This window comes from Kitasatospora sp. NPDC004723 (assembly GCF_040609255.1).
Lineage (GTDB): Bacteria > Actinomycetota > Actinomycetes > Streptomycetales > Streptomycetaceae > Kitasatospora.
In genome coordinates this window covers 79,433-92,279 of sequence record NZ_JBEXJT010000009.1, presented here as the reverse complement: position 1 = coordinate 92,279, position 12,847 = coordinate 79,433, and the positions used below count along the sequence as shown (strand labels likewise).

Sequence of the window (12,847 nt, the reverse complement as noted above, 5' to 3'; positions counted from 1 at the left end):
CCGCCCCACCCGTCCGTCAACCGCGCAGATGGTGGTTGTTCAGTCGGAGTTGGGGCGCCGTTCCCGGTGGTCGGGCTTCCCTCGTACAGGGGACGGCGCGGCGGGGTGCCCGGTTCCCCGCGGGACGGCACCGGAATCGCTCACCACGGCGCGGGCCGGCCCACCCTGGTGCGGTGGGCCGGCCCGCGCGGTGTGCGGGTCGGGCTAGTGGCGCTGGGTCCGCCGGTGCCGCAGGCGGCCCGCGAGCTTCGTCGCGGCGCGCAGGGCCAGGCCGATCACCGGTGCGAGCAGCAGGGTGCACCAGGTGCGGGCGGTGGCGTCGGCGGTCAGCCGGTCGGCGAGCAGGAACGCGGCGAGGAACGACGGGGCGAGCCAGGCCCCGTTCGCCGCGGCGAGGCGCAGCGGGCTCGCGCCCCGCGCCGGCGGTTCCTGCCCGGGTGTCACACGAACCTCCGGACCACGCCGATCACCTTGTCGATGATCTTCTGGGAGACGCCGCGGTCGAAGACGAAGCCGGCCAGGCAGCCGGCCACGGCCCAGACGATGCGCTGCTTCCAGTTGCCGCTGCCGAACAGCACGCCGGCGCAGGCGCCGCCGGCGCAGTTGCCGATGTGCAGCGCCCACGGCGCGAGGAACGGGACCCAGGCGGCCACGGCCGCGGTCACGGCCAGCTGGACGGCGCGGGAGACGGCGGCCTTGAGCGCGGCCTTCAGCCAGCCGGGCATCCGGCCGTTGAGGTCGGTGCAGTTGACCGGGTCGGCGTTGCAGTAGTCGTAGGCGTTGGCGCTCGCGCCCTGGACCGGGTCCGGGGACAGGAAGCGGCCGGTGGCCGGGTTGTAGAGGCGCACGCCCATCAGGGTGAGCGCGCCGGGGGTCTCGTCGGAGCGCTGCTTGTCGCCGAGCCAGGCGTAGCGGGCGCCGGGCTGGCCGGCCCGCGGCTGGCCGTACTCGTCGTAGTCGAGCACGGTCGGCGCGACGGCGGTGTCCAGCGGCAGGCGCAGGGTGATGTCGCCGTGCAGGTTGGCGAGTTGCAGCACGCCGCCGCCGGTCCTGGTGGTGGTGGCGGCCAGGGTGCCGGTGGGGCCGGTGACGTTGCGGGTCAGGTTGCCCGCGGTGTCCTCGGTGGTCCAGCGGGGGGTGTCGGTGTCGGAGCCGTAGTGGTTGGTCCTGGTGCCGGTCTGGGTCCAGGTGCCGGCGTTGTTGGCCTCGGTGGTCCAGGCGCGGAAGCGCTGGGCCGAGTCGAGGGTCCAGGTCTGCCGGTTGTTGCCGCTGGTCTGCTGCTGCACCAGGTCGGTGGTGAAGTACGCGACGGTGCTGCCGGGCAGCGCGGTGGTGCGGCCGAACGCGTCGTAGGTGTAACCGGGGTTGACCAGGCGGTCGGCGGTGTCGTAGCCGCTGGTCTGGCTGCTGCCTCCGGTGGTGGTGCAGGTCTGGCCGCGGGCGGCGTCGGCGGTGGCCAGGCCGGTGCGGTTGGTGTTGCGGTCGAAGGTGTAGGTGCGGGTGGTGCAGACGGCGTCGGTCGAGGTGTCCTGGACCTGGACGAGCCGGCCGGCCCGGTCGTAGCTGTAGGTCTGGGCCGCGGTGACGCCGGGGGTGCCGGTGTGGGTGGCCCGCTGGCCGTGGACGGTCTCGGTGATGCCGTCGGAGACCAGGACGGCGCCGTCGCCGTCACGGGTGTAGACGCGGCTGACGGTGGTGCCGGCCGGGTCCTTGGTATCGGTCTGGGTGTAACCGCCGGGCAGGCCCTGGGTGAGCGGCGTGCCGTCCGCGTCGTAGCGGGCGGTGAAGGTGCCGGCGACGGAGTCCGTCACCGAGGTGGCCAGGCCGCGCGGGTCGACGGCGGTGTCGTAGGTGTAGGTGGTGGTGGACGGGGCGGTGTCGGTGACCTTGGTGGGACGGTTGAGGGCGTCGTACTCCGTGGTGGTGACGGCGCCGTCCGCGTCGGTGTAGGAGATCAGCCGGCCCAGCTCGTCGTAGCCCTTGGTGATCGTGCCGCCGGTGGCGGAGGTCTGCTGGGTGACGGCGCCGGTGCCCGGGTGGTAGGTCGTGGTGGTGGCCGGGACGGCGGTGCCGAGGCCGTCGGCGACGGTGACGGTGGTCGGACGGCCGGCCGCGTCGGTGTCGGTCACGGTGGTCCGGGTGACGCCGTTGGCGGTCTCGGTGGTCCGGGTGGCCTGACCGAACTGCCCGTACTGGGTGGTCCGGACGGGCAGCTGCGCGGGGTTGGAGCCGCCGCCGGTGACGGCCGCGGCGGGCCCGGTCTGGCAGACGAGGTCGGCCCACTCGGGGCGGTTGGCGCAGACGCCGGTGCCGTCGGCGGTGTAGTAGCTGGTCCAGGCGGTGCCCGCGTCGGCGCCGGTGGAGGCCGGCTGCTGGGTGGAGACCATCCGGCCCTGGGCGTCGTAGCCGGTGGTGGTGGTCAGGGCGAGGCCGCCGCTGTCCTTGGTCTGCGCGGTGGGCACGCCCAGCGCCCAGTTGTAGGTGCTGCGGTCCTGGCGGGCCTCGGTGAGCAGGTCGGGCCAGGCGCGCAGGCGGGCGCCGGTGGTGGTGAGGGTGACCTGGTTCTTGATCTTGGCGGTGCCGTCGGTCGGCCGGCCCTCGTCGTAGGTCTTCACGGTGTGCTGACGGGCGGGCAGCTGGGTGCCGGCCTTGGCCAGGACCGTGCCGCCGGAGACCGCGTCGGCGGCGAGGGTGATGCGGTGCAGCGGGTTGTCGACCTCCGTCTCCTGCTGCCCGTCCGCGCTGTAGACGCTGCTGCTCGACAGCAGCTGGGCGCGCTCGGCGGACGGCAGGGTGTCGATGCCGAGGTCGGCGAGCCGGGCCTTGGCCGCGGGGGTGCCGCCGAGGGCGAGCTCGCGGTTGGCCGCGGTCAGGCTGCGGACCTGGTGGCCCTGCTTGTCGTGCTCGGTGGTGGTGACGTGGTGGCCCGGGGTGAGCTGGTTGACCTGGCGGCCGGAGGCGTTCAGGTAGCCGACGGTCGCCCTGGTGTAGTCACCGGCGCCCAGGTCGGCGCCGTTGTTGGAGGCCGGGACCTGGTCGGCCGGGAACACCGCGGTGGCGTCGGTCGGCAGGTCCCGCTGGCCCCACGCGGCGGCGGCGGAGGCGCCGAGGTCCTCGGGCGCCTTGGCGCCGGTGAGCGGGACGCCGTAGACGACGGTGGTGGTGGCGGTGCCGTTCACGGTGCCGGTGGTGCCGGGGGCGAGCGTGTCGTGCCAGGCCTTCGTCAGCATGCCGGGGCCGGCGGCCGGGTTGGAGGCGACGGTGCCGTACGCCAGCGAGGTGGCGCGGGTGCCGCTCAGCTGGACGGAGGCGAGCAGGCCGTCGTCGGCGCCCTGGGTGTAGTAGGTGTACTGGTTCTGGCTGCTCTGGCCGAGCCGCGGGTCCCAGGTCTGGCGCAGCCGGCCGGCGGAGTCGTAGCGGTAGACCGCGACGTCGGTGGCGGTGGCGGCGGCGGCCCCGGGGGCGGTGCTCCACAGCTTGATGGCGCTGACCTGCCCGGCGACGTCACCGAACTCGCTCGCGCCGTTGACACCCGTGGCGGTGGTGGTGGCGGCGTAGACGAACTGCAGGACGCGGCAGCCCTTGGCGGTCGGGTTCGCGGCGCAGACGGCCGGGGTGACCGCGGAGGTCGGCGCGATGACGAGCTTCGGCCGGGTCAGGGTCTTGCCGCCGACCACGGTGGCCTCGGAGACGACCGTGGTGGTGGTGTTGGCGCGCCCGTCCAGCAGGGTGGAGGTGACGGTCCAGGTGGCGGCGGCCGGGTCGGCCTTGCCGAACGCGGTGACGGTGCCCTCGGCGCCGGACAGGGTGAAGCCGCCGGCGAAGGAGCCGGCCAGGGTGAGGTCCTCGCTGCCCGGCTCGGGCGCCCAGCCGTTGCCCGCCGCGTTCGAGGTGAAGGAGACGGCCGAGCCGTCGGCCGCCATCACGCTGAGCGAGGTGTTGGAGGTCCTGCGGATCTCGGTGTACTCCGAGGAGGAGAGGTTCGAGGACACGCTGGACACCCAGTTGGGGCCGAAGATCGCCGCCTGGCCCTCCTGGCCGGCGGCGGCCCGCGGGTCGCGCGAGGAGTGGGTGCGGCCGACCGTCATGCCGAACAGCGACACGTCGGTGGCCGGGACCCGGAGGTCGCCGGTGAGCAGGTTCAGCGCGCCCGGGCCGACGTTCTCCGTCGCGGCGTCGTCGGCCTTGCGGTCGACCACGACCCGGACCGGCTCCGAGGAGACGGCCGCGGAGGCGGGACCGGTGAAGTCGGCGCGCAGCTGGACGGTTCCGTCCGGGGTCACGGTGGAGGTGGCGTTCCAGGTCAGCGCGGGGCTCTTGCCCGCAGTGAGGGCCACCGGCCAGGCGGTGAGCGCGGTGCCGCCGGCGGTGACGTCGCCGGCCGGGACCGGGGTCCAGGCGTCGGCGTCGGAGCGCCGCCAGGAGAAGGACACCTTGTCGTACTTGGCGGCGTCGGCCTCGGCGGCCAGCGGCAGGCGCGCGGCGGTGCGGGTGCCGTCGTTCGGCGCGGTGACGCCGCCGGCGCCGACCTGGAAGGTGTAGGACAGGGCCTCGGACTTGTTCTCCGCCCGGTCCACCGCCCGCACCTGGAGGGTGTTGGTGCCGGCCTTGGCCGGGGTCACGGTGAAGTTGACCGGCGCGGCGGAGCCGTTGGTCGCGACCTTGGTCCAGGTCGCGCCGTCGAGCGACCACTCCAGGGCGTTCTGGTCGCCCGCGGGCGGGGTCGCGGTGAAGGTGCCGGGCCGGCCGGCGCCCTTGACCCACTGGCCCGACGGGTAGTCGGCCGAGGAGAGCGCGGCGGGCGCCGACGGGGCGGAGGTGTCGACCGTGAAGGTGGCCCAGGCCGACCAGTTGTTGTTGTAGTGCAGGCCGTCGTACGGCGAGGTGCGGAACTTGTAGGTCTTGCCGTTGGTCAGCACGCCGGCCGGGACCGTGACGGAGGCCGGGGCGCCGCTGGGCACGTACGGGGAGACCAGGACGTTGCCCACCTGGGTGTCGGTGGCGGCGTCGAAGATCTGGAAGGTGCCGTCGACCTTGTCGTTGTTGGGGTCGACGAAGGTGTCGCGCAGGGTCGGGGTGGCCGAGTTGACCCACCAGGTGCCGGCGGTGTCCTTGTAGAACGGGGAGCCGGCCTGCTGGTCGGTGCCGGTGCGCGGGCGGTAGTTGTACGTCACCGTCAGCTTCGGCACGTTGCTCGCGGCGTTGGCGGAGTTCACCTCCTTCCAGTACTTGGTGTTGGTCTCGTCGGGGGCGCGCAGGCCCATGCCCGAGGTGGCGTTCTTCGCCGAGGTCCAGGTCTGCACCAGGTTGGTGACGTCGGCGGTGATCCAGCCGTCGCCGCCGCAGGCGTCCCGGCCCTTGGTCTCGGTGCCGGTGGCCTTCTTGGAGTTCCAGGACGGCTGGGCGGTCCACCGCGAGGCGGTGGAGGCGAGGCCGGTGTCCCAGATGTCCCACGCGTAGGGCAGGCAGTCGCTGTTGCCGGAGTGGAAGTTGTACAGCGACAGGGAGGCGTTGGTGATCAGCGCGTCCGCGATCGGCGCGGTGTTCCAGTTGATGAAGGAGCGGGCCTGGCGGGAGGAGCCGTCGGCGTTCTTGGTGCCGGAGTTGCCCCAGTAGATCTCGGTGTCGGCCGACCAGTCGACCGTCTCGCCCTGCTGCACCCGGGTGTCGAAGGCGTTGCCGAGCGCCGTGGTGGACGGGTCGACCGTGACCGGGTAGCGGGTGTTCGGGTCGGCCAGGAAGGCGGCGTCCGGGGTGAAGACGAGGTCGATGCCGTTGCCGTGCTGGACGACCTTCAGGTCGACCTTGGCCTGGCGCGGGTGCTCGCTGGACCCGGGGACGGTGGTGGCGTCCCACATCACCGGGGCCGGCAGCACCGCCTTCTTCTCACCGGACTTCTTGTCGGTGAACAGCACGCTGCCGTCCGGCTGGGCCTCGGCCTTCAGGCCGTCGGCGCGCAGCGGCATCGTGTACGAGAAGCCCGCGGCGGTCGGGCGCTGCTTCAGTACCGTGTACTGCTCGAAGCCGGTGCGGGTGGCCTCGACGACCAGGTCGGCCGCGCCGTCGGCGATGGCGTCCCGGTAGGTGGCCCTGGTGCCGTCCAGGACGGGCTTGGGCAGGCCGCCCTTCCACTGGAGTTCGACCTGCTCGTCGCCCTGACCGAGGGTCACCAGGGTGCGGGCCTGCTCGGCCGCGCCCTGCGCCTCGGCCAGGGACTTCGCGCGGGTGCCGCCGGCACCGGCGAGCCGCAGCGCGTTCGGGTGGGCCTTGGGCGCCACCGACCCGTCGGCGGCGGCCTGCAGGCCGAGGTCGACGTCCACCCACTGGCCGTCGCGCTGGAAGCGGACCGGGCCGGCGAACAGCTCCGTGGTAAGCGAACCGTCCTTGTTGACCCAGGTCGTCGACGTCTCGGTGCGCTCGGAGAGCGCCTCCACCCGCTGTCCGGAGAGCCGGGCGGCGATCCGCGCCGACGGAACGTCCGCGGCGGAGCCGGCCCACCGGTCCGTCCCCTGGCCGGCCGGGGCGGCGGTCGGCGAGGCGGCGAGCGCCGCCTCGGACCCGGCCAGCAGCGACACGGCCACGGCGAGCGCGAGCGTCCCGCTCAGCGCCCGCATGCCCACGGGCGCGCGGCGCCCGGGCCGTGCGGGTATGTCCCTCTTCATATCGACTCCTTGACTTACCGTCACTCGACGGTGCGCTCGGAGCTTAGGAGGGGCCGGAACGATCAAAATTGACCAAACGGCGTCAAATGATCACCGGCCGACGCGATTGTTCGACCAGGATTCATTTGCTCGTGATCATGAAGCGGCGGGATCGGCCCGGAGGGATCCGTTCCCGCGATTCTTGACGGAACTTGCCAACCCCGGTCACCCCTTGCGGCACTCATTGACCGGAGCATGACGTCGTGTGAGGGTTCGAGCACCCGAGCGCGGACGGCCCGCACGGCCGTCCCCGAAACACGGCCCTGCGGTGCGCCATCAGCCATGCCTTCCGCGGTCGAGGACCCCCACGTTGCTAGGAGCCTCGATGAAACGCAGTGCCACCGCGGGCCGGTTGCTGACCGCCGCGACCACCCTGACCGTGCTGGCCGGCACGATGGCCGCCACCGCGGGCCCGGCCACCGCCGCGGCCACCCCCGCGCCGCCCAGCGCGCTGGCCGCCGCCGTCAACGCCGCCGACCTGGCGGCCTCGGCGGGCCTGGACGCCCTGGCCAAGGGCCCGGACGAGACCTACGAGCGCCAGTCCGTCACCCCCTGGGTCGGCGGCCTCTACTCGGTCTCCTACGAGCGCACCTACAAGGGCCTGCCCGTCGTCGGCGGCGACGCCGTCGTGCTCGCCGACGGCCAGGGCAAGGTCCGCGGCGCCCAGTCCGCCTCCACCGGCCGGATCGGGGGCGCCACCAGCGCCAGGATCAGCGCCCAGAAGGCCGAGAAGACCGCCCGCACCAAGCTGGCCCGGGTCGACTCCGTCGAGTCGCGCCGCCTCGTCGTGCGCGTCAAGGACGGCGACAACGGCCGGCTCGCCTGGGAGACCGTGCTCACCGGCAGCAACGGCAGCGCCCCGAGCACCCTGCACGTCTTCGTCGACGCCACCTCGGGCGAGGTCGTCGACAGCTACGACGACGCGCGCGCCGGAACGCTCAACTCCAAGTGGAACGGCCCGAACCCGACCATCAACACCACGGGTTCCGGCAGCTCCTACTCGCTGCGCGACCCCAGCCGCCCCGGCCTGAGCTGCGCCGACAACGCCACCGGCCAGGTCTTCACCAAGTCCTCCGACTCCTGGGGCACCGGCAGCCCCACCAGCAAGGAGACCGGCTGCGGCGACGCCATGTTCGCGGCCCAGAAGGAATGGGACATGCTCCGCGACTGGCTCGGTCGCAACGGGCACAACGGCAACGGCGGCAGCTGGCCGATCAAGGTCGGCCTCAACGACGTCAACGCCTACTGGGACGGCTCGTCCATCTCCATCGGCCACAGCAACGCCAACGAGTGGATCTCCTCGATCGACGTCGTCGGCCACGAGTTCGGCCACGGCATCGACCAGTTCACCCCCGGCGGCGCCAACAACGAGGCCGGCCTGGGCGAGGGCACCGGCGACATCTTCGGCGCGCTGACCGAGGCCTACGCCAACCAGCCCGCCCCGTACGACAGCCCGGACTACCTCGTCGGCGAGATGATCAACCTCGTCGGCAGCGGCCCGATCCGCAACATGTACAACCCCTCGCTCGTCAGCAACAACCCCAACTGCTACTCGGCCTCGATCCCCAACACCGAGGTGCACGCGGCCGCCGGCCCGCTGAACCACTGGTTCTACCTGATCGCCGAGGGCTCCAACCCCGGCGGCGGCAAGCCCACCAGCCCCACCTGCAACAACTCCACCGTCACCGGCGTCGGCATCAAGGACGCCGGCCGGATCTTCTACGGCGGCATGCTGCTCAAGACCAGCGGCATGACCCTCAAGCGCTACCGCACCACCACCCTGACCGCCGCCAAGCAGCTCGACTCCACCTGCAACCTGTTCAACCGCACCAAGGCCGCCTGGGACGCCGTCAGCGTCCCCGCCCAGACCGGCGACCCGACCTGCACCAACAACGGCGGCGACGACTTCTCGCTCGCGCTGAACCCGTCGTCCGCCTCGGTCAAGCCCGGCGCCTCGACCACGGCGACCGTCAACACCGCCGTCACCTCGGGCAACGCGCAGACCGTCGCCCTGACCGCCTCCGGCCTCCCGGCCGGCGTCACCGCGGCCTTCAGCCCGTCGTCGGTCCAGTCCGGTGCCTCCGCCACCCTGACGCTGTCGGCCTCGTCGAGCGCCACGGCCGGCACCTACCAGATCACCGTCACCGGCACCGCCGGTGCCACCGTCCACACCAGCCAGTTCAACCTGACGGTCGGTGACGGCACGCCCAACCCCGGCGGTGGCACCTGGGCCGCCGGAACCACCTACAAGGCCGGCGACATCGTGACCTACAACGGGGTCAGCTACCGCTGCCTCCAGGGCCACACCGCCTACGTCGGCTGGGAGCCGCCGAACGTCCCGGCGCTCTGGCAGGCCGTGTGACCGGCAGGCGCTGACGCCCGCTGAAACCGCCGCGCCGCGGTCCGTCGAGGGGACGGACCGCGGCGCAGCTGTGTGCGGGGCCGGGGTGGATCAGTTGTACCACCACTCCTGGTTGCTCCTGCTCGCGCAGTCCCACAGCTGGACCGCGTCGCCGCGGCCCCAGTCGTAGATGTCCAGGCACTGGCCGGTGACCATGGGCAGGGGGTAGGAGCCGGGGAACTGGGCGTTGATGAGGTGCCAGGGGCCACCCGTCGTGGACAGGATCCAGGTCTGCGTCTTGCTGTTGTCGCACGGGAGCTGGACGACCTGCTGCCCCCGGCCGCGCCAGCCGTCGATGCACTTGCCGCTGGCGTTGCTCTGGATCTGGTAGCCGTTGCTGACGCTGTTGAACGAGACGTTCCAGGACTGGTTGCTGCCGCCGTGACAGCCCCACATCTGGATCCACGGCCCGTTGCCCCAGTCCCAGACGTCCAGGCACTTGCCGGCGGCGTCGGGGCTGTTGCTCACGAGTGTGAAGGTCCGGGCGAACGTGCCGGCCGACACGCTCGCCGCCGGGCTCGCCGCGAGGGTGCTGCCGGACACCGCGGGTGCCGTGGTCGCCGCGGGCTGCCCGACCGCGGCCGCAGGTCCTGCGCACAGCGCCAGTGCCGCCGCCGCGGCGCCGATGGTCGCGCCAACTCGTCTGAGTACGTTCGTCATTGGGGCCCTTCCGCCGGAGTGGTTCAGACCAGTGACGGTAGGGGTACGGCGAGGCCCGCGCACAGTCGAGTACCAGCCGTTCCGATCATGGCCGAGTTCCGGTACGGACGGATGGCGCGGGAGCGGCGGCGTCAGCGGCGGAAGGTGGTCCGGTAGTCCGCCGGGGAGGTGCCGACGTGGCGGTGGAAGGCCGCGCGGAAGGCCGCGGGGCTGCCCAGGCCGCTGAGCCGGGCGACCTGTTCGACCGGGGCCGCGGTCGTCTCCAGGAGTTCGCGGGCCCAGTCGATGCGGGCGGCGGTCAGCCAGGCCATCGGCGAGGTGTCCGTCTCCTGCTGGAAGCGCCGGATGAAGGTGCGCCGCGACATGTGGGCGCGGCGGGCCAGCTCGTCCACGCTGTGGCGCGCCGCGAGGTTGTCGAGCATCCAGGCGCGGACCGGGGCGAGCTCGTCGCCACGGTCGGCGGGCCGGAAGCGCTCGATGAACTGCGCCTGGTCGCCGGGCCGTTGGGGCGGGGCGACGAGTGCCCGGGCGCGGTCGTTGGCGGCGGCGGCGCCGTGGTCGCGGCGGATGACGTGCAGGCACAGGTCGATGCCGGCGGTCACGCCCGCCGAGGTGAGGATGTCGCCGTCGTCGACGAAGAGCCGGTTGGGACGGACGTCGATCCGGGGGTAGCGGCGCTGCAGTTCGGCGGCGTCCCGCCAGTGGGTCGTCGCGGGCCGGCCGTCCAGCAGCCCGGCGGCGGCCAGTGTGAACGCCCCGGTGCAGATCGACACCAGCCGCGCTCCGCGGGCGTGCGCCGAGCGGATCCCCGACAGCACCGTGGCGGGAGGCGGGGCCTGCGGCTCCACGTAGCCGGGGACGACGACGGTGTCGGCGTCCCGCAGCGCCTCCAGCCCGGCGGGTGCGGTGACGGTGAACCCGCCGCTGCTGACCGGCCCGGCCGCCGGGTCGACGCAGACGGTGACCCGGTAGTGCGGGTCACTGCCGAAGACCTGCGCCGGTATGCCCAGGTCGAGCGGGAGCACCCCCGGGAGCGCCAGCACCGCGACCCGGTGCCCTGCTGTGGCCGACATGGCACGATCCTAGCGGCACCCGTCCCGCGTGCCACTGTCGGGGGTCGGCGGCGGGTTCGTAGCCTGCGCCCATGGACATCTCACTCGACCTGCCGACCGGCCCCCTGGCCGAAGCCGTCCTCGCCACCGTGCGGGCCTCCGAGGCTCCCCCGGTGGCCAATCACAGCGTGCGCAGCTTCCTCTTCGCCGAGATCCTCGCCGCCCACGAGGGGTGCCTGGAGGACGCGGCGTACGACCGCGACCTGCTGTTCGCCGCCACCGTGCTGCACGATCTGGGCGCGGGTGACCTGGCGCCGGGCGCGGCCCGCTTCGAGGTGGAGGGCGCGGACCTGGCGGCGGAACTGCTGCGCCGGCACGACGTTCCCGAGGGGGACGTCGACCGGGTCTGGGAGGCGATCGCCCTGCACACCTCCCCCGGCATCGCCGAGCGCCGCGGCCTGCTGTGCCACCTCACCCGTGAGGGTGTGGGCGCCGACTTCGGGCGCAACGCCGCGATCTTCGCCCCCTGGGAGAAGCGGATCCACGCCGCCCATCCCCGGCTGTCCATGGTCCGCGCCCTCGTCGACGCGATCGTGGAGCGGGCCGCCCGGTCGGACGCCGCCTCGGTGCGGTACTCCCTCGGCGGCGAACTGCTGCGGGAGCGCCGGGCCGACGGGGTGACCGGGCTGGAGCGCGCCGCGGCCTCCTGCCCCTGGGGGGAGTGACCGGCGGCCGGCGGACCGGCGCGCGCCGCCCGGCCGGTCGCGTGCCGCCCGTCGGGGGCGACCCGTCGCCGGGAGCCGGGTACGGTGACGTCCGGTGATGATCGACGGAGAGGCAGTGAACGGATGACCCTGGAGGAAGGCCGCCGCGTCAGGCTCGCCGAGGACCTCGGGATCGGTGAGGCGCTCGCCGGGGAGCCGGCGGCCGTCGTCGGGTTCCTCGCGCTGGGAGCCGGGATCGAGGGCACCGTCGAGCGGGTCCACGGGGAACTCCCGGAGAGCGACGAGGTCCGCGAGTACCAGCGGCTGAAGGCGCTGCTCGACGACTACGGGCACACCATGCCGGTGGCGAGCCGTGAACGGCTGGAGGCGGAGGTCGCCGAGCTGGAGCCGCAGTGGGCCGCGTACCGGGGGCGGGGCCGGCGGGTGACGGTGCGGGTCCGGTGGGACAACGGCTTCGTCCTCGACGAGCTGCACCAGGACGTCCTCACCCTGCTGTGACGCCGGGCGCGCCCGCCCCCGGCCGGTGGTGCGGCGGCGCGGCGGCTCAGCCGAGGTCGAACTCCGCGACGACCGGAAGGTGGTCGGATGCCAGGTGCGCGCGCTCGTCGTCGACCACCGTGAACTCCCGGCACCGGGCGGCGAGTTCGGGTGTGGCGAGCAGGTAGTCCAGCCGGGCGGAGCCGCCGGGGGCCTCCTCGGCGCTCGGCAGGCGGCTGGGATAGGTCGGCCGCGGGGCGCCGGATTCGAGGTCCGTCCAGCCCCGGGCGGCCAGCAGTTCGGCGGGCCCGGTGTCCACCCGGCCGTCGGCGGTGGTGGTCCGCAGCCGGAACGTCCTGGCCAGCGCCTCGTGCGTGCCGGGGAGTTCGGCCGCGGAGAGACTGTTCAGGTCGCCCATCACCACCGAGTGCGGGGTGAACGACGCGGCGCCGGCGACGGTCTCCGCCTCCGCCAGCCGGAAAACGGGCGAGAACGGGTGGAGGTGGGTCATCACGAAGGCGACCTCGCCGAGGCCCGTGCGCAGCACCACCTCCACCATGCCGTTGTACATCCCGGCCGACTGGGTGCCGGTCCGGACCACCTCCAGGCCCGGCCGGTGGAGCAGCGCCACGTGGTTGCCGCTGGGGGCCCGGTTGAGGACGCCGGTCAGGCCGAGGGCCCGGGCGAAGTGCCCGAACGTCCCGTCCGTGTCGAAGCCCGCGCACTCGCACAGGCCGAGCACGTCGGGGCGCTGCTCGCGGATCACCGAGAGCAGTGCCTCGGTGCGCCGCTGCCCGCCGTCCAGGATGTTGTAGGCCATGACGCGCACGG

7 protein-coding genes and 2 pseudogenes are annotated in these 12,847 nt (G+C 73.4%); 4 read left to right on the top strand and 5 right to left on the bottom strand.

Going from position 1 to position 12,847, the window contains the following annotated elements; all coding sequences use genetic code 11:
• Window positions 1-204 precede the first annotated feature (204 nt).
• Window positions 205-444, bottom strand: coding sequence for a hypothetical protein (locus tag ABZW10_RS13055; protein WP_355363463.1), 240 nt, complete (start codon window positions 442-444; stop codon window positions 205-207).
• A complete protein-coding gene (locus tag ABZW10_RS13050) occupies window positions 441-6,662 on the bottom strand; it encodes a DNRLRE domain-containing protein (protein ID WP_355363461.1) in 6,222 nt (2,073 codons plus the stop codon). Before ABZW10_RS13050 ends, ABZW10_RS13055 begins: the two co-directional genes overlap by 4 nt.
• Before the next feature lie 394 nt (window positions 6,663-7,056).
• Between ABZW10_RS13050 and ABZW10_RS13045 the strand changes: the two are divergent.
• Together ABZW10_RS13045 and ABZW10_RS13040 are read left to right on the top strand one after the other, a co-directional pair.
• Window positions 7,057-8,922, top strand: a pseudogene (locus tag ABZW10_RS13045) (M4 family metallopeptidase); the annotation flags it as partial.
• Between the two features lie 15 nt (window positions 8,923-8,937).
• A pseudogene (locus ABZW10_RS13040) lies at window positions 8,938-9,063 on the top strand (carbohydrate-binding protein); the annotation flags it as partial.
• Window positions 9,064-9,153: 90 nt separating this feature from the next.
• Here the strand turns inward: ABZW10_RS13040 and ABZW10_RS13035 are convergent.
• Both ABZW10_RS13035 and ABZW10_RS13030 read right to left on the bottom strand, forming a co-directional pair.
• A complete protein-coding gene (locus ABZW10_RS13035) occupies window positions 9,154-9,762 on the bottom strand; it encodes an RICIN domain-containing protein (RefSeq protein WP_355363459.1) in 609 nt (202 codons plus the stop codon).
• A 131-nt stretch (window positions 9,763-9,893) separates the two neighbouring features.
• Window positions 9,894-10,835 carry a helix-turn-helix domain-containing protein gene (locus ABZW10_RS13030; protein WP_355363457.1) on the bottom strand — a complete coding sequence of 314 codons (942 nt, stop codon included), beginning with the start codon at window positions 10,833-10,835 and terminating at the stop codon, window positions 9,894-9,896.
• A gap of 71 nt (window positions 10,836-10,906) precedes the next feature.
• On the opposite strand from ABZW10_RS13030, the gene ABZW10_RS13025 reads away from it, so the two are divergent.
• Window positions 10,907-11,539: an HD domain-containing protein gene (locus tag ABZW10_RS13025; protein WP_355363455.1), complete on the top strand. Its 633-nt coding sequence runs from the start codon at window positions 10,907-10,909 to the stop codon at window positions 11,537-11,539.
• Window positions 11,540-11,662: 123 nt separating this feature from the next.
• Complete coding sequence (locus ABZW10_RS13020) at window positions 11,663-12,037, top strand: hypothetical protein (RefSeq protein ID WP_355363453.1); 375 nt, start codon at window positions 11,663-11,665, stop codon at window positions 12,035-12,037.
• A 46-nt stretch (window positions 12,038-12,083) separates the two neighbouring features.
• On the opposite strand, the gene ABZW10_RS13015 is transcribed toward ABZW10_RS13020, so the two are convergent.
• The gene (locus ABZW10_RS13015) at window positions 12,084-12,836 is read right to left on the bottom strand and encodes an endonuclease/exonuclease/phosphatase family protein (RefSeq protein WP_355363452.1); all 753 of its coding nucleotides are present in this window, start codon (window positions 12,834-12,836) and stop codon (window positions 12,084-12,086) included.
• Window positions 12,837-12,847: the final 11 nt, after the last annotated feature.

Coding starts and splice junctions, on each gene's coding strand:
- ABZW10_RS13050 (WP_355363461.1), bottom strand. CDS start 6,662: ATGAAGAGGGACATACCCGCACGGCCCGGGCGCCGCGCGCCCGTGGGC.
- ABZW10_RS13035 (WP_355363459.1), bottom strand. CDS start 9,762: ATGACGAACGTACTCAGACGAGTTGGCGCGACCATCGGCGCCGCGGCG.
- ABZW10_RS13030 (WP_355363457.1), bottom strand. CDS start 10,835: ATGTCGGCCACAGCAGGGCACCGGGTCGCGGTGCTGGCGCTCCCGGGG.
- ABZW10_RS13025 (WP_355363455.1), top strand. CDS start 10,907: ATGGACATCTCACTCGACCTGCCGACCGGCCCCCTGGCCGAAGCCGTC.
- ABZW10_RS13020 (WP_355363453.1), top strand. CDS start 11,663: ATGACCCTGGAGGAAGGCCGCCGCGTCAGGCTCGCCGAGGACCTCGGG.
- ABZW10_RS13015 (WP_355363452.1), bottom strand. CDS start 12,836: ATGGCCTACAACATCCTGGACGGCGGGCAGCGGCGCACCGAGGCACTG.